This is a genomic window from Caulobacter sp. GW821-FHT10F06 (genome assembly GCF_058809215.1).
On sequence record NZ_JBXASK010000005.1, the window covers coordinates 381,001 to 400,368 of the forward strand.

Below are 19,368 nucleotides of genomic sequence, written 5' to 3' on the forward strand. Positions count from 1 at the left end.
GATCAGAAAGCCTCCGCGGGCAGCGCCATCAGGGTCGCCGAGCCGGTCTTCAGCTTGGCCAGATGCGCCCCTGCGTCAGGCAAGATGCGTTCGATGAAATATTGCGCCGTGGTGACCTTGGTCGAATAGAACGGGTCGGATGAGCCGGCCGCGATCTTCGCCTGGGCTGCCTTCACCTGCAGGGCCCACATGTAGGCCAGGCCCGTCAGGCCGAAGAGGTGCATGTAGTCGGTCGAGGCCGCGCCGGCGTTGTCGGGGTTCTGCAAGCCGTTCTGCATCAGCCACATGGTGCCGTCCTGCAGTTGCGCCTTCACGCCGGCCAGGGCGTCGATGAAGGGCTTCAGGCCCGTGTCGGTGTCGTTCTCCCCGATGAACTGGTCGATTTCCTGGAAGAAGGTCATCACCGCACGGCCGCCCTTGGAGGCCAGCTTGCGGCCGACCAGGTCCAGGGCCTGGACGCCATTGGTGCCCTCGTAGATCAGGGCGATGCGGCAATCGCGCATGAGCTGGCTGACCGGGAAGTGCTCGGTGAAGCCGCTGCCGCCGTGCACCTGCACCGCGTCCGAACAGACCTTGAAGCCCTTGTCGGTCAGGTAGCCTTTCAGCACCGGCGTCATCAGGCCCATATAGTCCTCGGCCTTTTCACGGACCTTCTCGTCCGGGTGGCCGTGGGCCAGGTCGCCGTGCAGGGCGGTCCAGAACAGGAAGGCGCGGCCGCCTTCGATCAGGGCCTTGCTCTCCAGCAGCATGCGACGCACGTCCGGGTGGACGATGATCGGATCGGCCGGGCCGTCGGCGTTCTTCGGGCCGGTCAGCGAGCGGCCTTGCAGGCGGTCCTTGGCGAAGGCGACGGCGGCCTGGTAGGCGGCCTCGCCCTGGGCCACGCCCTGCATGCCGACGCCCAGGCGGGCTTCGTTCATCATCACGAACATGATCTTCAGGCCGGCGTTCTCCTCGCCGATCAGCCATCCCTTGGCGTCCTCGTACTGCATCACGCAGGTGGCGTTGCCGTGGATGCCCATCTTCTCTTCGAGGCCCACGCACTTGGCGCCGACATTGCGCTCGCCGACAGAGCCGTCTTCCTTGGGCAGGAACTTGGGCACGATGAACAGGCTGATGCCCTTCACGCCGGCCGGGGCGCCTTCGATGCGGGCCAGCACCAGGTGGACGATGTTGTCGGCCATGTCGTGCTCGCCGGCCGAGATCCAGATCTTCTGGCCGGTGATGCGGTAGGTGCCGTCTGCTTGCGGAACCGCCTTGGTGCGCAGCAGGCCCAGGTCCGTGCCGCAGTGCGGCTCGGTCAGGTTCATGGTGCCGGTCCATTCGCCGGTCACCATCTTGGGCAGATAGAGCTCTTTCTGCTCATCGGTGCCGCCGGTGTGGATGGCCGAATAGGCGCCGTGGGCCAGGCCCGGATACATCGAGAACGCCATGTTGGCCGAGCTCGACATTTCGCTGAACGCCAGGTTGACGACGTGCGGCAGGCCCTGACCGCCATAGGCCGGGTCCGAGCCGAGGCCCGTCCAGCCGCCTTCGCACAGTTGCTTGTAGGCGTCCTTGAAGCCGGGCGGGGTGGTGACCTCGTTGGTGTCCTTGTTCAGCACGCAGCCGGTCTTGTCGCCCACGCTGTTGAGCGGGGCCAGGACCTCGCCGGTGAACTGGGCGGCGGCTTCCAGGATCTGCTCGACCGTGTCGAACGACGCGTCGGCGAAGGCCGGCAGCTGGCCGTGCTGGTCGATGTTCAGCATGTCGCGAAGGATGAAGACGTGATCGCGAACGGGCGGCTGATAGGTCATGGAACGTCCTGGAAGTAGGGGTGTGTTGAACGGCGGATAGGGTCGCGACCCGCCGCGCGACGCGGGGCGGGGCCGGCCCTGGCAGAAGTCTTACTTGCCGAGCGCGGCGTCCGCGTGACCGTCCAGCCGGGCGCGCAGCACCTGGTCGTAGTCGGCGGCGCGGGGCAGGAGGTCGGGGCGGATCTCGGTCAGGCGCTGTTCCAGGCGGGCGCAGGCCTGGTGCAGTTCGATCAGGGCGCCGTCGATGTCTTCGCGCTGCTGCTCCAGCGCCTGGGCGCGTTCGCGGAACTTCTTCAGCGACCGGGCCATCTGGGCCGCGCCGTCGTCGTTCTCGTCATACAGGTCCAGCAGTTCGCGGATTTCCGACAGCGACAGGCCCACGCGCTTGCCGCGCAGGATCAGCTGCAGCCGCACGCGGTCCTTGTGGGAATAGACGCGGTTGAGGCCTTCGCGGGCCGGCGACAGCAGGCCCTTGTCCTCATAGAAGCGCAGCGCGCGGGGCGTGGCTTTGAATTCGTTGCAGAGATTGCGGATCGTGAAGGTGCGCTCGGGGCGCCGCAGATCAGCCAACATATGAAACCTCCCAGGAGGAAAGGCCCAGCTACGCGGCGGGGCCGCTTTGTTATCGGTGATCACCCTATTCTGGGTTTCCGTTGACGTCAACGTTTACGTAAACGTCAACTTGCGAGGATTTCGATAGGTTTACATTCCTAACGGCGAGGCTTATTTTCCTGCCGCCCCACCGCTGGATCCGACCCATGACGGCGCTCTCGCACCACGAAATCTGGACCGCCATCGACGCGCTGGCCAAGCGTTTCGACATGAGCCCGTCGGCGATGGCCAAGATGGCGGGGCTGGATCCCACCAGCTTCAACCGCTCCAAGCGGATGTCGGCCGACGCCGAGGCGCGCCCGCGCTGGCCCTCGACCGAGAGCCTGGCCAAGGTGCTGGAAGCCACGGGCGTGGGATTTTCGGAATTCGCGGCGCTGACGGAAAGCGCAAAGCGCCCGCCGGCGCGGGGCGTGCCGCTGCTGGGCTTCGCCCAGGCGGGGTCGGACGGCTTCTTTGACGACGCGGGTTTCCCCGCAGGGCAAGGCTGGGACGAGATCGCCTTTCCCGGCCTGCACGAAGACGGCGTCTATGCGCTGGAGATCTCGGGGGATTCGATGGCCCCGGTGTTTCGCGACGGCGACCGGATCCTGGTCTCGCCGTCGATCGAGCCGCGACGCGGCGACCGGGTGGTGGTCAAGACCAACGCCGGCGAAGTGATGGCCAAGGAGCTGGCGCGGGTCACGGCCAAGACGATCGAGCTGTCGTCCCTGAACCGTGACTATGCCGATCGCGTGCTGGAGCGCGGCGACGTGGCCTGGATCGCGCGGATCCTCTGGGCCAGCCAATAGGCGCTAGAGGCGCCTAAGTGCGCGGGCAGGCCGCGTGGCCCTGGATCCAGGCGATCAGATCGCCTTCCCAGGGAGCGGCGTCGCACGACACGTCGAGGCGATACGACTTCCAAGTGTCGTTGTGCGCGGCTTCCACATGGGCGCCGGGGAATTTCTTGGTCAGGTCACCGAGCAGAGAATCGAATTCCGAGCGCTCGGTAGGACGAAGCGTGAACGAAGCCATTGGACTAAACCTTGGTTCTGATGATGGAACCTTACGCTCGCAATTGCGGACATTCCCTTAACCGGGAATTCAGTCTTCGTTCATCTAACGAGGCATGGTGTCGCAGCGCACGGTGACTCACCGAGGGCGTGCTGAACAGGAAAGATCCTCTCCCTTTGGGGGAGGTGGCCCGGACGGCCGGAGGGGGTCCTCTCCGGTCCATGCCGTTGAGGACCCCCTCAGTCGCTCCGCGACAGCTCCCCCAAAGGGGAGCATCTCGACATCAGCTCAGCTTCTCGTCGATCAGCGCGATGGTCCGGTCCAGGCCGAAGATCGCCGCGAACGAGCCGAAGCGCGGACCCTGGCTCTGGCCCAGCAGCACTTCGTACAGGGCCTGGAACCAGGCGCGCAGGGGCTCGAATTCGTGATCCTTGCCGACCGCGAACACCTCGTTCTGGATCAGCTCGGCGTCCTGGCAATCGGCCGGCAGCGCGGCCAGGCGCCCACGCAGGTCGGCGATCGCCGCGCGCTCCTGGTCGTTCGGAGCGCGGAAGGCCTTCGTGGGCTTCACGAAGTCCTCGTAGTAGTTCATCGCGTAGTCGGCCAGGCGGTCCAGCAGCGGCTGGCTCTCCGGCGTCGCGCCCGGGATGTAGCGCGACAGGAAGCCCCACAGGATCGCCTTGTCCGAGGCGTTGGCGGCCGAGACCAGGTTCAGCATCAGGCTGAACGACACCGGCGAGCCATGTTGCGGCGGACGGCCCGAATGGACGTGCCAGACGGGGTTGTCGATCGCCTTGGCCGGCTCCTGCTTGGCGTGGGCGTCCAGCTGCTGGAGGTATTCGTCCGTCGCCTTGGGGATGACGTCGAAATAGAGCTTCTTGGCCGACTTGGGGCTCTGGAACATGTAGTAGGCCAGGCTCTCGGGCGCGCCATAGCGCAGCCACTCGTCCATGGTCAGGCCGTTGCCCTTGGTCTTGGAGATCTTCAGGTTGTTCTCGTCCATGAAGAGTTCGTAGTGGAACCCTTCCGGCGGCGAGCCGCCCAAGACCTTGCAGACCTGGTTGGACAGGCGGACGCTGTCGATCAGGTCCTTGCCGCTCATCTCGTAGTCGACGCCCAACGCGGTCCAGCGCATCGCCCAGTCGGGACGCCACTGCATCTTGACGCCGCCGCCGGTCACCGGAACCTCGGTCAGCTCGCCGTCCTCGTCGCGGAACACGATCGTGCCCTTGGCGACGTCGCGCTCCAGGGTCGGGACCTGCAGCACCTTGCCGGTCTTGGGGCTGATCGGCAGGAACGGCGAGTAGGTCGCCCGACGCTCCTCGCCCAGCGAGGGCAGCATGATCTTCTGGATGGCGTCGAAACGCTCCAGGGCGATCAGCAGGGTCTCGTCGAACCGGCCGCCGCGATAGCAGTCGGTCGACGACACGAACTCGTAGTCGAAGCCGAAACCGTCGAGGAACGCGCGCAGGCGGGCGTTGTTGTGATGGCCGAAGCTGTCGAACTCGCCATAGGGGTCGCGGACCACGGTCAGCGGCTTGTCGAGGTCGGGGATCATCACCTCGCCATTGGGCACGTTCGGCGGGATCTTGCGCAGGCCGTCCATGTCGTCGCTGAACGAGATCAGGCGCGTGGGGATCGCATCGTCGGTCAGGGCGCGGAACGCCGCGCGGACCATGGTCGTGCGCGCCACCTCGCCGAAGGTGCCCATGTGCGGCAGGCCCGACGGGCCATAGCCGGTCTCCAGCACCACCGGTTTGCGCAACGCCTCGAACGTGGCGACCGCTTCGTCGGTCTTGCCGGCGGCGATCAGGGTCGAGGCGAGATCGCGCTCGGCGTCGGACAGGCGCAGGCGCAGCGTGCGGGCGAGCAAGGCGCGAGCCTGCTCGAACGGCCAGGCGCGTGCGTCGCGGGCGAGGGGGGAGAGGCCTTCAAACATGCGGGCGGTATAGGGGGAAGTGGCGGTGGTGGCTAGGTTTTGGGTGAGGGGTGGGTCTTGTTTCGGAATCAACGTTGGATTCCGCTTTCGATGCTGAGCAGACGTTCGTTCTGCCCAAACTCAAATGGCCGGCGCCCGACGCCCCCTCCGTCACGATGCGTATTCGCATCGCGCCACCTCCCCCGTTTGGCTTCGCCACCCTTCGGGACACGGGGCAGGAGGGTGAAGCTGCTCTCTTCCTGCCCCGTAGCGAAGCGTACGGGGGAGGTGGCGCGGCGCCGATAGGCGACGTGACGGAGGGGCGCTGCTGAGCTAGCCATCCGACTTCCACCCATCAGAGACCTCCAATACGTCTGCTTTGCGAGTCTGACGGAGGTTTTTGAGTGAGCATGGGAACTGAGTGCGCTCCATCCCCGTGCTTTCGAGACCAAAATTCAACCCAATCAACGCTCTAAAATTAAAAGCAGCGCGCCAATCCTCCGCGTTCAAACCGCCTGCATACTGATCTCACCCAGAAGCAAGGGAAGGGACGTCGGCCGGCGACCTGATGGGCTTTTGGAGGTGGTCGAGCGGGAAGCGCTCGTCGGGGGTCTTGGATGACCGCCCACGCGACAGATCTGGACGGGCTCCCTGAAACATCGGGACGAAAGCCAGACGGCGAGGGTTCGGCGAACGCGGCAGGCATGGGCTGAAATCGCCCATACGGTCCGGAGGGGAGCCAACCTCTCCGCCCGCCGGAGGCTTCAAGTCGAGAGCGGGTTAAAACCCCGCGCCTCGAAGGCTTCTGGAAGACGATCACGCGGAGCGGACGGCTTCGTCGAAACGGTATTTTCTACTCAACATTCCGGACGTGGTCCGGACGCTCCGCAGCCCTTCCCACCACCATCGCAGCGAAAGCGCGAGGCGGCGAAGGCGTGCGTCCTTCGAGGCCCGCTGCGCGGGCGCCTCAGGATGAGGAGCTTTGTTCCGATTTCCTCATCCTGAGGTGCGCGGCGAAGCCGGGCCTCGAAGGACGCAAGGCCGATCAGCCCTTCAGCGCGCCCGCCACGACCTCACGCGCTTCGTCCTGAACCTGCTTGAGGTGCTCATCCCCCAGGAACGACTCCGCATAGATCTTGTAGACGTCTTCGGTCCCCGAAGGCCGCGCGGCGAACCAGGCGTTCTGGGTCACCACCTTCAGCCCGCCGATCGCCTCGCGATTGCCGGGCGCGGACGTCAGCGTGGCGACGATCGGCTCGCCGGCCAGCGACGTGGCGCTAACGTCGGACGGACTCAATGCCCCCAGCCGCGCCTTCTCGGCCCGGTTGGCCGGAGCGTCGATGCGAGCATAGGACGGACGGCCGTATTGCTCGGCCAGGCCGTCATAGAGCTGGCTGGCGCTCTGGCCCGTGCGGCCCTGGATCTCGGCGGCCAGCAGGGCCAGCAGCAGGCCGTCCTTGTCGGTGGTCCACACCGTGCCGTCGCGGCGCAGGAACGAGGCCCCGGCGGACTCCTCGCCGCCGAACCCGACGCTGCCGTCCAGCAGGCCCGGCACGAAGTGCTTGAAGCCGACCGGCACTTCCAGGAGCTTGCGACCCAGACCGGCCACCACGCGGTCGATCATCGAGGACGACACCAGCGTCTTGCCGACGGCGACGTCCGGACCCCAGCCCTCGCGGTGGCTGAACAGGTACGAGATCGCGGCGGCCAGGAAGTGGTTGGGGTTCATCAGCCCGCCGTCGGGGGTGACGATGCCATGGCGGTCGGCGTCGGCGTCGTTGCCGGTGGCGACGTCATATCCGGCCCCGCCGGCCATCGCCTGGATCAGGTTGGCCATGGCGGCGGGCGACGAGCAGTCCATGCGGATCTTGCCGTCGGTGTCGAGCGGCATGAACGCCCAGCGCGGATCAACGGCGGCGTTGACCACGGTGAGGTCCAGCCTGTGCCGGTCGGCGATCTCGCCCCAATAGCCGACGCTGGCCCCGCCCAGCGGATCGGCGCCGATCTTCACGCCGGCTTGGCGGATGATGTCGAGATCCAGCACGCTGGGCAGGTCGTCGACATAGCGGCCCAGGAAGTCGAAACGACCCGCCTGGGTGATCGCCCGCTCGAACGGGATGCGGCGAACCTCGGTCAGGCCGCCTTCGATCAGCTGGTTGGCGCGGGCGGCGATCGCCGAGGTGGCCGCGCCGTCGGCCGGTCCGCCCGAGGGCGGGTTGTACTTGATGCCGCCGTCGCGGGGCGGGTTGTGCGAGGGGGTCAGCAGCAGGCCGTCGGCCAGGCCCGAGGTCCTGCCGCGGTTGAACTGCAGGATGGCGTGCGACACCGCTGGCGTCGGGGTGAAGCCATCGCGGTCGTCGATCAGGGTCTCGACGCCGTTGGCGACCAGCACCTCGATGACGGTCCGCCACGAGGGTTCCGACAGGCCGTGGGTGTCGCGGCCGACGAAGACCGGACCAGTGATTCCTTGGGCTGCCCGATACTCCACGATCGACTGGGTGATCGCCAGGATGTGGCGCTCGTTATAGGCCCCATCGAGGCTGGAGCCCCGGTGTCCGGACGTGCCGAACGCCACCCGCTGGGCGGGATTGGCCATGTCGGGCTGGAGATCAAAGTAGGCGCTCGTCAGCGCGGCCAGATCGATGAGGTCTTCGGGTCGGGCCAGCTGGCCAGCGCGTGCATGCATGGAGGAAAGCCTATCGACGGGGCGTTACGGATTCAATTCAGCGGACAGGCTTTAGAACGCCGCGCTGAAGATTGTTCCATCGGGCAGCAGGGCGGCGCGTTTGACGCCGTCCGAGGCGAAGGGCATGGCGACATTGCCGTCCTTGTCGACGCTGATCAGCCCGCCGTCGCCGCCCAGGGCCGCGACCCCGGCGATGGCGGCGGCCGCCGCTTGCTCCAGGCTCTCGCCGCCGAACTTCATGCGGTGGGCGATCTGCACGGCCACGGCGGTGCGGATGAAGAACTCGCCCTGGCCGGTGCACGAGACGGCGGCGGTGTCGTCGGCCCAGGCGCCGGCGCCGATGATCGGGCTGTCGCCCACGCGTCCCGGCATCTTGCCGAACACGCCGGCGGTCGAAGTCGCGGCGGCCAAACGGCCCTCGGCGTCGCGCACCACGCAGCCGACGGTGCCGGTGGGATGGTCCGGCGGATGATTGCTCTCGAAAGCGCCGGCATGGGTGAACCAGCTCTCCGGATCGACGATCTCCTCCAGACCCTGAGCGCGGGCGAAAGCCATGGCGCCCTCGCCGGCCAGCATCACATGCGGGGTGCGCTCCATCACCGCCCGCGCCGCCAGGATCGGACTGACGAACCCTTGCAGGGCGGCGATCGAACCGGCCCGGCCGCTGGCGCCGTCCATCAGGCAGGCGTCCAGCTCATAGGCCCCGGCCGCGTTGGGCGAGGCGCCCTTGCCGGCGATGTAGAGGCCGCTGGCCTCCAGGGCGACAACGGTCTCGACCGCGACGTCCAGGGCGCTGGCGCCGGCGGCCAAGCGGTCGCGCCCGGCCTCGACCAGGCCGCGCATGTGGGCGATCTCCTGGCCGTAGTCATGGCCCGGGGCCGAGCCCGCGCCGCCGTGCAGGGCGAGAGTAAAACGTTTGTTTGACATTCTGCTTCCTTGGCCGCGCGCCCTGCGTTAGCGTCCCGGCTCTTAAAGAAAAACCTCGGGAGAAGACAGATGAAGGCGGTTCTCAGCACGGCGGTCGGCGGACCCGAAACCCTGGAGCTGTCCGAGCTGCCCGATCCTGTGGCCGGTCCCGGCCAGGTGCTGATCGACGTCAAGGCCTGCGGCGTCAACTATCCCGACGTGCTGATCATCGAGGACAAGTACCAGTTCAAGCCGACCCGTCCGTTCGCTCCGGGCGGTGAGGTCTCGGGCCTGATCGCCGCCGTCGGCGAGGGCGTGACGAAGTTCAAGGTCGGCGACCGCGTGCTGGCCTCGACCGGCTGGGGCGGCATGGCCGAGAAGCTGGCCCTGGAAGAGGCGCGCTGCACGGCCATCCCCGACACCATGCCGTTCGATGAAGCGGCGGCCTTCATCCTGACCTACGGCACCTCCTATTACGCCCTGAAGGATCGCGGCTCACTGAAGGCCGGCGAGACCCTGCTGGTGCTGGGCGCGGCCGGTGGCGTCGGCCTCGCGGCCGTCGAGCTGGGCAAGGCGGCCGGAGCGCGCGTCATCGCGGCGGCCTCCAGCCAGGAGAAGGTTGATCTGGCCATCAAGCACGGCGCCGACAGCGGCGTGGTCTATCCGCGCGGTCCGTTCGACAAGGACGGGCAGAAGGCCCTGGCCAATCTGATCAAGGACGCCTGCGGACCGAATGGCTGGGACGTGGCCTATGACGCGGTCGGCGGCGACTATTCGGAAGCCACCATCCGCGCCGCCGGCTGGAACGGCCGCTTCCTGGTGATCGGTTTCCCGTCGGGCATCCCGAAGATCCCGCTGAACCTGACCCTTCTGAAGTCCTGCGACATCGTCGGGGTGTTCTGGGGCGCGGCGGTGGCCCGCGATCCCAAGGGTCACGCCCAGAACGTCAAGGAACTGATGGCGCTCTACGCCGAGGGCAAGATCAAGCCGCACGTCTCCGAGCGCTTCCCGCTGGCCAAGGCCGGCGACGCCATCGCCCACCTCGCCAGCCGCAAGGCCATGGGCAAGGTGGTGGTCACGAACGACTAGGTGTTGGACTTCCGCCGCAGCTTGCTCAGGAAGTAGCGGACGTATTGGCGGACCTCGAAAGAGCGGTGGGTCAGGCGCAGCATCCTGTCCCGCCGCTTGGCGGTCATTGGCTCGAAGCTGGCCTTCGGTCCCAGGCTGAAGGTCTTGCCGGGCACGCCAAGGACGATGTTGGCCTCCAGCGGGGTGCGCTCCAGGCCAAAGGTCCGCACCGGCGTGCGGCAGGAGCGGCCGGACAGCAGGTAGGGCGCCTCGACCTCGACGCCGTCTCCGAACAGGTCGACCGCGAAGTCGTACGCGGCCAGATCCGGGACCAGGCGGCTCAGCACCGTCGGAAGGATCTCCAGTCGGCGGTCGTAGCGGGCCAGGCTGTCGGCCATTGGCAGGAAGGTCCAGTCGCGGGGCGCGCGCTGGATCACCCGGTCGAACCGGGCCTCATTGGTCGAGGCGACGCTGGCCCGAGGGAAAAGGCAGGGCTGGTTCGCCAGGCCCGTGGCCAGCAGGCTGGCGGCCTGGTCGGGCGTCACGACGACCCCGGGACCGGGATCGACGGCCGCGAAGACCGCGTCGCCGACGTCATCCAGCGGCATGAACGGCGGCCGGCCGGCGGGCGAGCGAAGCGCGAACAGCGACGCTGCCGCTGCGCCGTGATCGGCCGCCGCCGCGGCGCGGGCATAGGCCAGGGTGACGGCGGTGAGGCGCACGTCCGACTCGACCACGAGAGCCGGCGCGCCGCCTTCCACGATCCGGGCCAGGACGGCGGGCGACAGCAGCGGCGCGGTGGAGTCCGTCGCCAAGGAGGCGTGTCGAGAGGCCAGGGCCGTCGTCAGCGACGGCGGACCGACGAGGATCACATCGCCGGCCTCGATCGGGGGCAGGCCGGCGAGATCGGCCTTCAGCGCGTCGATCGAGCGATCGGCCTTGAAGCGAACGTAGAGCGACAGCCGCATCCTAGCGCGCCGCCATCGCGGCGACCCGCTGAGCCCTGCCGATCGCCAGTTCGGTCTGGATAGGCTTGAGCGCCTGGAAGACGAAACGGCTCAGCACGCCGTGATCGTGCGTCGCCCGGATCAGGTCCAGGCGGCGCAGGGGCGTCATGGGACCGAAAGCCGCCTTCGGTCCCAGGCTAAAGAACTTGCCCGGCGCGCCGTCCAGCACGTCGTTGGCCGGGGTCGACCCGGTGCGCAGGCCGAAGCGCCGCAGCGGTCGCCGACAGGGTCGGGACGACAGCAGAAGCGGCTTGTTCAGCACCTCGTCAGGCTTGGAGCCCATCAGGTCGACGTCGAAGTCGAAGGCGCGCAGGTCGGGGCTGAGGCGCTGCAGCATCTCGAGCCGAGGCTCGTAAAAGACGTCATAGAACGCCAGGGAGTCGTCGAGCGACTGCAAGCGCCAGCGCCGGCGGGCCGCCATGTCGATCGGCGTCTCGTAGATGCTGACCTGCCGCTTCATGTGCTCGCCCGGCTTGGCGGTGTTCGTGGTCAGGCCGATGCGGGGATAGACGAAGTAGCGTCCCGTCTGGGTCAGGTACTTGATGTAGTACTTTTTCCAGGAGCTGCGTCTCCAGGCCTCCAGTTGGCGCGGCAACTGGTCGGAGGTCCTGATCGGCGCGTCCTTGGCGTCGGCGTACCAGGCCCGGAAGGCGCTCCATTGCGCCGCGGTCCAGGCTTGTCCCCACGACGCGGCGACCTGCAGGAAATAGATGTCGGAACCGTCCGCGATCGGACGGAAGTCGAGATTGTCGAACTCGTTGATGAGGTAGTTGTAGAGCGCGATGCCGCCCACGCGGTCGTCGCCCGCGAAGAAGTTCATGGTCTGCAGCACGTAGTCGTAGGCCCCGGGGGCCGCCAGCAAGTCGTCTTCGAAGAGGATGACGCTGCCGTATTCCAGGGCCAGGTCGCCGCAGGACAGCACGTGTTCGCGCAGGCCCAGTCTGGCTGGGTGACGAATGATTCGCTTGGGACCGTGCGGCCAGACGAAGCCGTCGGCGGCTTCGGCGACCGCCGCGAGCCCGGAATAGTCGAGGCTGATGACCAGAGGCGTGCCGGGCGGATAGGCGCCGGCCCGCAACGAGCACAGCAGGCGCAGGAGGGGCTCGGCCCGATCATAGCCGATGGCCACGACAGCGGGTTGGAAGGCCGCGCTCACCTCTGCCCGGCCTCGGTCAGGATGCTGTTCATGATCGCGCCGACCTCAAGCCCTTTGTAGAAGAGCGGCTGCCGCTCAAGCCCGCAGCCGCGCTGCAATAGTGGTCCGCCAGAGCGTGCAATTCTCATCATCATTACGCCACAACAAAGCACGAGGTCGAACGGCCGGAAAACGAAATCGGGTCAGATTTCCCTTTTGTCCATTATTTCAACGAGACGCTTCGGGAGTGTTTCGACGCCGACGAGTGCTTTGAAATGACGCGGACATCCACGAGGGCATGACGCCGTCGTTTGCAGGCCTTGCTTCTCTTAAAGGTGCTTCGGCGCTACAAGTCAAGCGCAAGTTTTGTAGTGTAATTTGAAATCAAAGATGTACCCATTCAATTGAGCGCGAATTGATCAGGTAAATGGAGAGGATTTATGCTCAATATTGTGAGTTAATTATCGTAAACTATCTGTCGTTACGTCTGGATAAGCATTCTTCTTAGCGAAGAAATTAGGGCTTCCAGCGCATCTTGCTCCCTTGACGCCAGGGGTGGCCAAGATGAACACTGTCGGGAGGAATGCGAGCTTGGCTCCGGAACCGCGCCGGTTCCGGTTGAATCGCAGGCCCGAGGAACGTGTCCGTCTGCTGGGCGGCGACATGGATTTCGTCCGCCCCGAAGAGGTCTTCCACTTCGTGGCCGGCAAGCTGGCGGCGCGCCAGAGCGCGATCATCGCCAACCACAATCTTCACAGCCTTTACCTGATCCGCAAGGACCCGAGGATCGCGGCCTTCTACAAGGCGTCCGCTCTGGTCGAGGTGGATTCCGCGCCGCTGATCCTCTGGGCCCGGGTGATGGGCAAGGCCAGCCGCCGGTTTCACCGCTGCACCTATCTCGACTGGCGCGACCAGTTCTGGGCGCTGGCGATCGAGAAGAACTGGAAGGTCTTCTTCGTCGGCGGCGCGCCCGGCGTGGCCGAGACGGCGGTCGAAGCCATCCATCGCGACTTTCCCCAGGCCCGGATCGCCACCCATCACGGCTATTTCGACGCCGCGCCCGGCAGCGCGGAGAACCAAGCGGTGGTCGAGGCGATCCAGGCCTATGGGCCCGACATCGTGCTGGTCGGCATGGGCATGCCGCGCCAGGAGATCTGGACGCTCGACAACCACGCCGCCTTCGGTACGGCGGTGACCTTCACGGTCGGCGGCGCGTTCGACTACGAGGCCGGCGTGCAGCAGGCTGCTCCGCGCTGGATGGGCCAGATGGGCGTCGAGTGGCTGTTTCGTCTGCTGGCCAATCCCCGCCGATTGTTCTCGCGCTACTGCGTGGAGCCCTGGTCGTTGATCGCGCCGGCTCTGGACGACGTCGTTCGCGCTTCCCGGCGCAAGGCGACGCCGCCGCCCGCGCGACCGGCGATGATCGAACCCCGGCAAGCGCCCGAGGCGGCCCCCGCTCAGGTGGTCTGGCGTCGATCGGCCTAAACCGCCTCTAGCCAAGGTCGTCCCGCTCCGCGAATATGAACGTTGATCACCGACCCGTCAGAGGTCGGGCAACGGGAAGGGACACCAGCATGGTCGGACGTCTGGACGGCAAGGTCGCCGTCATCACCGGAGGTTGCTCGGGCATCGGCCTGGGCGCGGTCGAGCTCTTCGTCGCCGAGGGGGCCAGCGTCATCGCCGCCGACCTTCAGGCCGAAAAGGGCGAGATGCTGGAGAAGCGCTTTCCGGATCGGGTCCGCTTCGCCAAGTGCGACGTCACGATCGAAGCCGAGATCGCCGCCGCCGTGGGCCTGGCCAAGAGCGCGTTCGGCGGCCTCGACATTCTCTTCAACAACGCCGGCCATGGCGGTACGCCGCTGGGCGTGCCCGACATGAGCGCCGAGAGCTGGGACCAGACCTTCGCCCTACTGCTGCGCGGACCTGTCCTGGGCATGAAGCACGCGACACCGCTGATGCTGGAGCGCGGCGGCGGCTCGATCATCAACACCGCCTCGATCGCCGGCCTGCAGGCGGGCTTCGGGCCGCTGGCCTATTCGACGGCCAAGGCGGCGGTGATCCATATGAGCCGCTGCGCCGCGGCCGAGCTGTCGACCCAGAAGATCCGCGTCAACGCCATCTGTCCGGGCCTGATCGCCACCTCGATCTTCGGCGCCTCGATGGGTCTGCCGCGCGAGGTCGCCGACCAGATGGCCGCCCGCATCGCCGAAGTGGGTCCCAAGATCCAGCCGGTGCCCAAGGCCGGCCTGCCCGAGGACATCGCCCGTGCGGCGCTGTACCTGGCCAGCGACGACTCCGAGTTCGTCACCGGAACGCACATCGTGGTCGACGGCGGCATCACCGTGGGCGGGCGCAGCAGCTGGGACCGGAACGCGCCGTCGCCGATCCTGTCGGCCATGGGCATCACGCCGGAGCAGGCCGAGCAGATGCGGGCGATGATGGCCTCGGGCGGCGCGGCCGGGTGAGCGCCGTCGCGCTTACGCCCAACCTGCGCGGCGCGCTGTGGATGCTGGCCTCGGCCATCGGCTTCACGGCCATGACCACGCTGATCAAGTATCTTGGACCGGGCTATCCGGCCGCCCTGCAGACCTTCTATCGACAGTTGGCCGGCGTGATCGTGCTGCTGCCGATGATGGCCCGCGACTGGCGAGGAACATTTTATACGACGCGGCCCGGCATCCTGATCTTCCGCTCCAGCGCCGGGGTGCTGGCGATGATCCTGGGTTTCTACGCCTATCAGGCCCTGCCCCTGGCCGACGCCAACGCGCTGTCGTTCACCCGCACCCTGTGGCTGGTGCCGCTGGCCGGCCTGGTGCTGCGCGAACCGATCGGTCCGTTGCGGATCGGCGCGGCGCTGGTCGGGTTCGTGGGCGTGCTGATCATGTTGCGCCCCGGATCTGCGGGCGGCGCGAGTTGGCTGGGTTGGCCGCAGGCGGCGGCCTTGGCCTCGGCCTTGCTGTTCGCCCTGACCATCACCGGCATGAAGGTGATGACCCGCGACCACAGCCCCTTCACCCTGTTGGTCTATGCGGCGGTGCTGGGCCTGGTGTTCGCGATTCCGCCGGCCCTGTTCGTCTGGCGCTGGCCCAGCCTGCCCGATCTTGGCCTGCTGGCGGCGATGGGTGTGATCGGCACCCTGACCCAGGGGGCGTACATCAAGGGAATGCAGTCGGGCGAAGCGGCCGTGATGGCGCCGATCGACTACATCCGCCTGGTGTTCGCCGTGGCGGCCGGCTTCCTGCTGTTCCACGAGGTTCCGAGGGTGGCGACCCTGATCGGCGCCGGCGTCGTGGTGGCCTCGACCCTGTTCATCTCGCTGCGCGAGCATCAGCTGTCGCAGCGGGCGTTGCTGGAGAAGGCCGACCCTGCAGTCGGCGCCTGACTGTCTTTTGACTAAACCGGGGGTTTGGCCTTCACGCGGGTGCTTTTATGATGCGAGTTGTCGGACCGTGTTATAGGCCAGACCGTGGGTTGGGGTGCGCCAGAGCACGAGAGTGGAGTTCGCATGCCCCTTGAGAGTCCAGTGGTCGGCGAGTCGGGCGTTGTTGTCGCTCGAAGGTGCGTGTCGCCGCCGACGATCGATTTTCCCTCGGTGTCCCGCAGTCTTATCTCATTCCGTCTGAAGCGGGACCGCTTCTAGTGGCCGGCGGCAAGTCGGAAGGAGTGTCCCTCACCCGGCGCACCCTGGCCGCGCTGTTCGCGCCGGCCGCCGGCGGCGGCCTCTTGGCGGCCCAGGCCAGCGCCGAGGCCGCGGAGCCGGGCGGGCTGCAGCGGGCCCTGGCCGATCTGGGCGGCGCCCGGATCGAAAGTCTCGAGACCTATGCCCGGATCGCCGGGATCACCCTGGGGCGCGGCGACGACCAGCCGGCCTTCGACGCGGCGATCGCGGCGATGAAGACGGCGGGGCCGGCGGGTCTCTATGTCAGCGTGCCGCAAGGCCGCTATCGCCTGCGCCGTATCCGGCTGGGCAACCGTTCGGGGTTCTTCTGCGACCCCAAGACCGTGATCCTGGAACAGCTGCCGCCCCTCGATCCCGCCAAGCCGGAAGTCTTCGTTTCGCTGTCGGACCCGCTGGCGACCTTCTGGCTGTTCTATGGCTTCACGCTGAAGGGCGGCTGGACCTACGGACGGGCCGGCTACAGCGGCCGCAATGGCGAGCCTGGGCCGGAGTCCGATCCGTGGCTGTTCCGTCCCGTGGCTCAGGGCGCGCTCGGCGGCGAGCCGGAAGCCAGCGCCTATGTCGGCCAGACCGCGCTGCGGCTGCACTGCGCCTTCTCCGGCGACGCCGACCGTAAATATCGGGCCAACAGCCCCATTGGCTCGCAGAACCCGCGCGGCCGGGTCGGCGAGCTGGAGATAGAGGGTTTCGGCGGCGACGGCGCCAATTTCCAGGGCGCGGGCGTGCAGCTGTATGGTCCCATCCAGGTCTACCGGGTGGGTGGTCGCGGCCTCTATGTGAACGGCTACGACAGCAAGCTGTCCTTCATCGACGTCGGCGAGACGGGGCTGGAAGGCATCGTGCTGGGCCCCAACGGCTCGTCCAACACCATGGTCGCGTTCAAGGCCTGGTATTCGGGCGGGCGGCGGGTGGCGGGCCACACCTCGGCCCTGCGGATGGACCGCTGTTCCAGCGTCCAGCTGTTCGGCCAACTGCAGGACGCGTCGGGCACGATGATCTCGGCCTTCGCCTGCCGGGGCTGCGTGGCCATCATCAACATGGGCTATCAGGGCCGCATCGACAGCATGGACGACGACATCGCCGCCCTGGCGCTGGAAGGCGACGTCCGCAGCAACACCTTCATCATCAACGCCGCCATCGGGCCCTGGCCGGCCCATCCGTATCCGACGATCCGCAAGCTGCTGAAGTGCAAGGCCGACAGCGCCAAGCGCCGGCCGCGCCGCAACATCCTGATCTTCAACCACGAGGGTTGGCCGGACGACCGCGACGCCTGGAACCCCGCCTGGTTCGACGGGCCGATGGACGGCAACCTCGTCATCGCCAACGACCAGATGCGCCAGCCCGGCGAGTGGGTTCCCCGCGACGACGGCCGGATCGCCTTCGGGCTGTCCGAACCTGGCGGCCTGGGCATGACGGTCAGCGGCAAGGGCAGCGCCCAGCCGGGCCAGGTGGCCCTGGTCCATCACGACGTCGCCCGGATCGATCACTATGCCGACGGCGTCTACGTCAACGCCCTGACCGCGTCGCGCGCAGCCGTGTCGCTGGGCGTGCCGTTGCGACTGAAGAGCTATACCGTCGACACCGTGCCCAGCGCCTCGGCCGCCGGGGCGGGGGCGGCGATCTATGTGGTCGACGAGATCGGCGGCGCCCAGGGCGCGAAGTCGGACGGACAGGTCTGGCGCCGGGACACCGACCGGGCGGTCATCCAGAAGAGCAAGGGCGGGGCCGGCAATGGCGCTTGAGGAACGCGTGCGCCTCTATGAGGTGCTGATCCGTTTCGCGCCCGACGGCTCGCCGTCGGCGCTGCAGCGACGGATCGAGGAGGTGGTGCGCGACGGCGAGGTCCTGCACGCCACCGAACAGCTGGCCGAACCGCTCGATCCCCAGGCGATCAACGGCCTGATCGAGACGGGCCTGGCCCAGCTTCTGGCCGAGAACCTGCGACTGCGCGCCCTGCTGTCGCCGCAGCAGCGACGGGATTATGGTTTCGATGTCTGACGCGCCCGCGACGATCGTTTCCCGCGTATGGTCCGGATTGCGGCTGGGCGGCTGGCCGCTGCTGCTGGCGGTCGCGGCGTTCATCCTGTTCATGGCCGACGTCATCGGCCTGGCCACGCACGGCGGCCTCTTCGCCGAGGACGACGCCTATTATTACATCGTCACCGCGCGGAACATCGCCGCCACCGGCGCCAGCACCTTCGACGGTCAGTCGCTGACCAACGGCTATCATCCGCTGTGGATGATCGTGCTGGTGCTGCAGCAGCTGACCGTCGGCGGCTCGCTGTTCGTGACCTTCCTGATCGAGGCCGCGCTGCTGGCGGGCGCGCTCTATCTGATCCTGCGCCGCGCGCCGCGCGGTTCCGGCCTGGCCTGCGCGATCTATGCCGTGCCCTTCCTGCTGGTGGCCACCACCCTGGGCATGCGCGGCATGGAGTTCTCGCTGTTCGTCTTCGCCTTCGCGGCCCTTGTCTATCTGCTGGAGAAGGTTCGCGTCGAAGACGGCGCCGGCTGGATCGTCGGCCTGGCGGCGGCGGCGGCCATCGGGGCGCGGATCGACGCGGCGGTCTTCGTCGGGCCCCTGGTGTTGCTGGCGCCGATCCCCTGGAAGACCCGCATCCAGGCCCTGGCGGTGATGGCGGGCCTCGGCCTGGTCTACGGCGTCTTCAGCCTGGCCGTGTTCGGCGGCGTGACCCCGATCTCCAGCGCGGTCAAGTCGATGGGCGGCCTGCAGGTCAATCACGTCCTGCTGCAACAGATGGCGCACGTCTTCGCCGGACGCAGCATGAGCTCGCTCTACATCGTCACCATCCTGGCGCTCGCGGGATCACCGATCCTGTGGATCTTCTCGCGGCCGGGCTCGATGGGACGGGCGTTGGCCGCCGCCTCGACCCTGGGCGGCGCGGCCTTCGTCGCCAAGCTGGTCTTCGCGTCCTCGTGGGTGATCTGGCCCTGGTACAATTTCGCGGTCTTTCCGCCGCTTGCGGCCGGATTGTTCGTGGTCTGCGATCCGCTCGGACCGTGGGCCAGGCTATGGCCGGCCTATGAGCGCCTCGAGCAGGTCGCGGCCTTGGCGCTGGCGGCGGTGATCGTGGTCTTCGCGGGGCTTGGCCTGACGCGGCCGTTCCGCGTCGACGCCGGCTACAGCATCCTCAACGCCCGGGCGGCCGAGAAATTCGAGCCCATTCTGAAGGGCCAGAGGATTGGCATGGGCGATCGGGCGGGGTCGTTCGCCATGGCCTATCGCGGACCGGTCGTTCAGCTGGAAGGGCTGATGAACGACAAGGCCTATTTCAAGGCGTTGACGGCGGGCGGCGACGTGACCGGCCTGCTGTGCCGGCGTGGGGTCAAGTTCCTCGTCGACTACGAGCCCGAGATGGGGTCCTACGAGACCCTGCACATCGCGCTGCTGGGCGCGGCCGTCACTCAGGCCCCGGGTGCGACTGTGACGGTCCATCATCGCGACGAGGTGGCGCGACTGTCGGACGACGCGGTCCTCAACGCCAGCTTCACGGCCGGGGCGCCGGACACCACGCTCTATGTGTGGCGCCTGGCCTGCCCCAGGCCCTGAACG

At 67.4% G+C, this 19,368-nt stretch carries 16 protein-coding genes; 8 read left to right on the forward strand and 8 right to left on the reverse strand.

Annotated features, from left to right (window positions below; translation table 11 throughout):
- Positions 1 to 2: 2 nt before the first annotated feature.
- Positions 3 to 1,796: an acyl-CoA dehydrogenase C-terminal domain-containing protein gene (locus tag AC1RUS_RS13820; protein ID WP_492917009.1), complete on the reverse strand. Its 1,794-nt coding sequence runs from the start codon at positions 1,794 to 1,796 to the stop codon at positions 3 to 5.
- 90 nt (positions 1,797 to 1,886) lie between these two features.
- Positions 1,887 to 2,366, reverse strand: coding sequence for a MerR family transcriptional regulator (locus tag AC1RUS_RS13825; RefSeq protein ID WP_492917126.1), 480 nt, complete (start codon positions 2,364 to 2,366; stop codon positions 1,887 to 1,889).
- A gap of 188 nt (positions 2,367 to 2,554) precedes the next feature.
- On the opposite strand from AC1RUS_RS13825, the gene AC1RUS_RS13830 reads away from it, so the two are divergent.
- The gene (locus tag AC1RUS_RS13830) at positions 2,555 to 3,196 is read left to right on the forward strand and encodes a S24 family peptidase (RefSeq protein WP_492917011.1); all 642 of its coding nucleotides are present in this window, start codon (positions 2,555 to 2,557) and stop codon (positions 3,194 to 3,196) included.
- 13 nt (positions 3,197 to 3,209) lie between these two features.
- Here the strand turns inward: AC1RUS_RS13830 and AC1RUS_RS13835 are convergent, their stop codons facing one another.
- The 4 genes from AC1RUS_RS13835 to AC1RUS_RS13850 all read right to left on the reverse strand — a co-directional run bounded on the left by AC1RUS_RS13835 (position 3,210) and on the right by AC1RUS_RS13850 (position 8,929).
- The gene (locus AC1RUS_RS13835) at positions 3,210 to 3,419 is read right to left on the reverse strand and encodes a hypothetical protein (protein WP_492917013.1); all 210 of its coding nucleotides are present in this window, start codon (positions 3,417 to 3,419) and stop codon (positions 3,210 to 3,212) included.
- A 262-nt stretch (positions 3,420 to 3,681) separates the two neighbouring features.
- The gene (locus tag AC1RUS_RS13840) at positions 3,682 to 5,337 is read right to left on the reverse strand and encodes a lysine--tRNA ligase (protein WP_492917015.1); all 1,656 of its coding nucleotides are present in this window, start codon (positions 5,335 to 5,337) and stop codon (positions 3,682 to 3,684) included.
- 1,024 nt (positions 5,338 to 6,361) lie between these two features.
- Positions 6,362 to 8,002, reverse strand: coding sequence for a phosphoglucomutase (alpha-D-glucose-1,6-bisphosphate-dependent) (pgm, locus tag AC1RUS_RS13845; protein WP_492917017.1), 1,641 nt, complete (start codon positions 8,000 to 8,002; stop codon positions 6,362 to 6,364).
- A 51-nt stretch (positions 8,003 to 8,053) separates the two neighbouring features.
- Positions 8,054 to 8,929: an isoaspartyl peptidase/L-asparaginase family protein gene (locus tag AC1RUS_RS13850; RefSeq protein ID WP_492917019.1), complete on the reverse strand. Its 876-nt coding sequence runs from the start codon at positions 8,927 to 8,929 to the stop codon at positions 8,054 to 8,056.
- Between the two features lie 69 nt (positions 8,930 to 8,998).
- Between AC1RUS_RS13850 and AC1RUS_RS13855 the strand changes: the two genes are divergently transcribed.
- Positions 8,999 to 9,997, forward strand: a complete 999-nt coding sequence (locus AC1RUS_RS13855) for an NADPH:quinone oxidoreductase family protein (RefSeq protein WP_492917021.1) — start codon at positions 8,999 to 9,001, stop codon at positions 9,995 to 9,997.
- Here the strand turns inward: AC1RUS_RS13855 and AC1RUS_RS13860 are convergent.
- Both AC1RUS_RS13860 and AC1RUS_RS13865 read right to left on the reverse strand, forming a co-directional pair.
- The gene (locus AC1RUS_RS13860; RefSeq protein ID WP_492917023.1) at positions 9,994 to 10,944 is read right to left on the reverse strand and encodes a hypothetical protein; all 951 of its coding nucleotides are present in this window, start codon (positions 10,942 to 10,944) and stop codon (positions 9,994 to 9,996) included. The two genes, AC1RUS_RS13855 and AC1RUS_RS13860, sit on opposite strands and share 4 nt — an antisense overlap.
- A gap of 1 nt (position 10,945) precedes the next feature.
- Positions 10,946 to 12,139 carry a hypothetical protein gene (locus AC1RUS_RS13865; RefSeq protein ID WP_492917025.1) on the reverse strand — a complete coding sequence of 398 codons (1,194 nt, stop codon included), beginning with the start codon at positions 12,137 to 12,139 and terminating at the stop codon, positions 10,946 to 10,948.
- Between the two features lie 543 nt (positions 12,140 to 12,682).
- On the opposite strand from AC1RUS_RS13865, the gene AC1RUS_RS13870 reads away from it, so the two are divergent.
- The 6 genes from AC1RUS_RS13870 to AC1RUS_RS13895 all read left to right on the forward strand — a co-directional run bounded on the left by AC1RUS_RS13870 (position 12,683) and on the right by AC1RUS_RS13895 (position 19,365).
- Positions 12,683 to 13,603, forward strand: coding sequence for a WecB/TagA/CpsF family glycosyltransferase (locus AC1RUS_RS13870; protein WP_492917027.1), 921 nt, complete (start codon positions 12,683 to 12,685; stop codon positions 13,601 to 13,603).
- An 89-nt stretch (positions 13,604 to 13,692) separates the two neighbouring features.
- The gene (locus AC1RUS_RS13875; protein WP_492917029.1) at positions 13,693 to 14,583 is read left to right on the forward strand and encodes an SDR family NAD(P)-dependent oxidoreductase; all 891 of its coding nucleotides are present in this window, start codon (positions 13,693 to 13,695) and stop codon (positions 14,581 to 14,583) included.
- On the forward strand, positions 14,580 to 15,500 hold the full coding sequence (locus AC1RUS_RS13880) for a DMT family transporter (protein ID WP_492917031.1): 921 nt from the start codon (positions 14,580 to 14,582) through the stop codon (positions 15,498 to 15,500). The genes AC1RUS_RS13875 and AC1RUS_RS13880 overlap by 4 nt, the downstream gene beginning before the upstream one ends.
- Positions 15,501 to 15,781: 281 nt before the next feature.
- Positions 15,782 to 17,539 carry a hypothetical protein gene (locus tag AC1RUS_RS13885; protein WP_492917033.1) on the forward strand — a complete coding sequence of 586 codons (1,758 nt, stop codon included), beginning with the start codon at positions 15,782 to 15,784 and terminating at the stop codon, positions 17,537 to 17,539.
- Complete coding sequence (locus AC1RUS_RS13890) at positions 17,529 to 17,795, forward strand: hypothetical protein (protein WP_492917035.1); 267 nt, start codon at positions 17,529 to 17,531, stop codon at positions 17,793 to 17,795. Before AC1RUS_RS13885 ends, AC1RUS_RS13890 begins: the two co-directional genes overlap by 11 nt.
- Positions 17,788 to 19,365 (forward strand): hypothetical protein, encoded by a 1,578-nt coding sequence (locus tag AC1RUS_RS13895; protein ID WP_492917037.1) that lies wholly within the window; start codon positions 17,788 to 17,790, stop codon positions 19,363 to 19,365. Before AC1RUS_RS13890 ends, AC1RUS_RS13895 begins: the two co-directional genes overlap by 8 nt.
- The last annotated feature ends 3 nt before the right edge of the window (positions 19,366 to 19,368 follow it).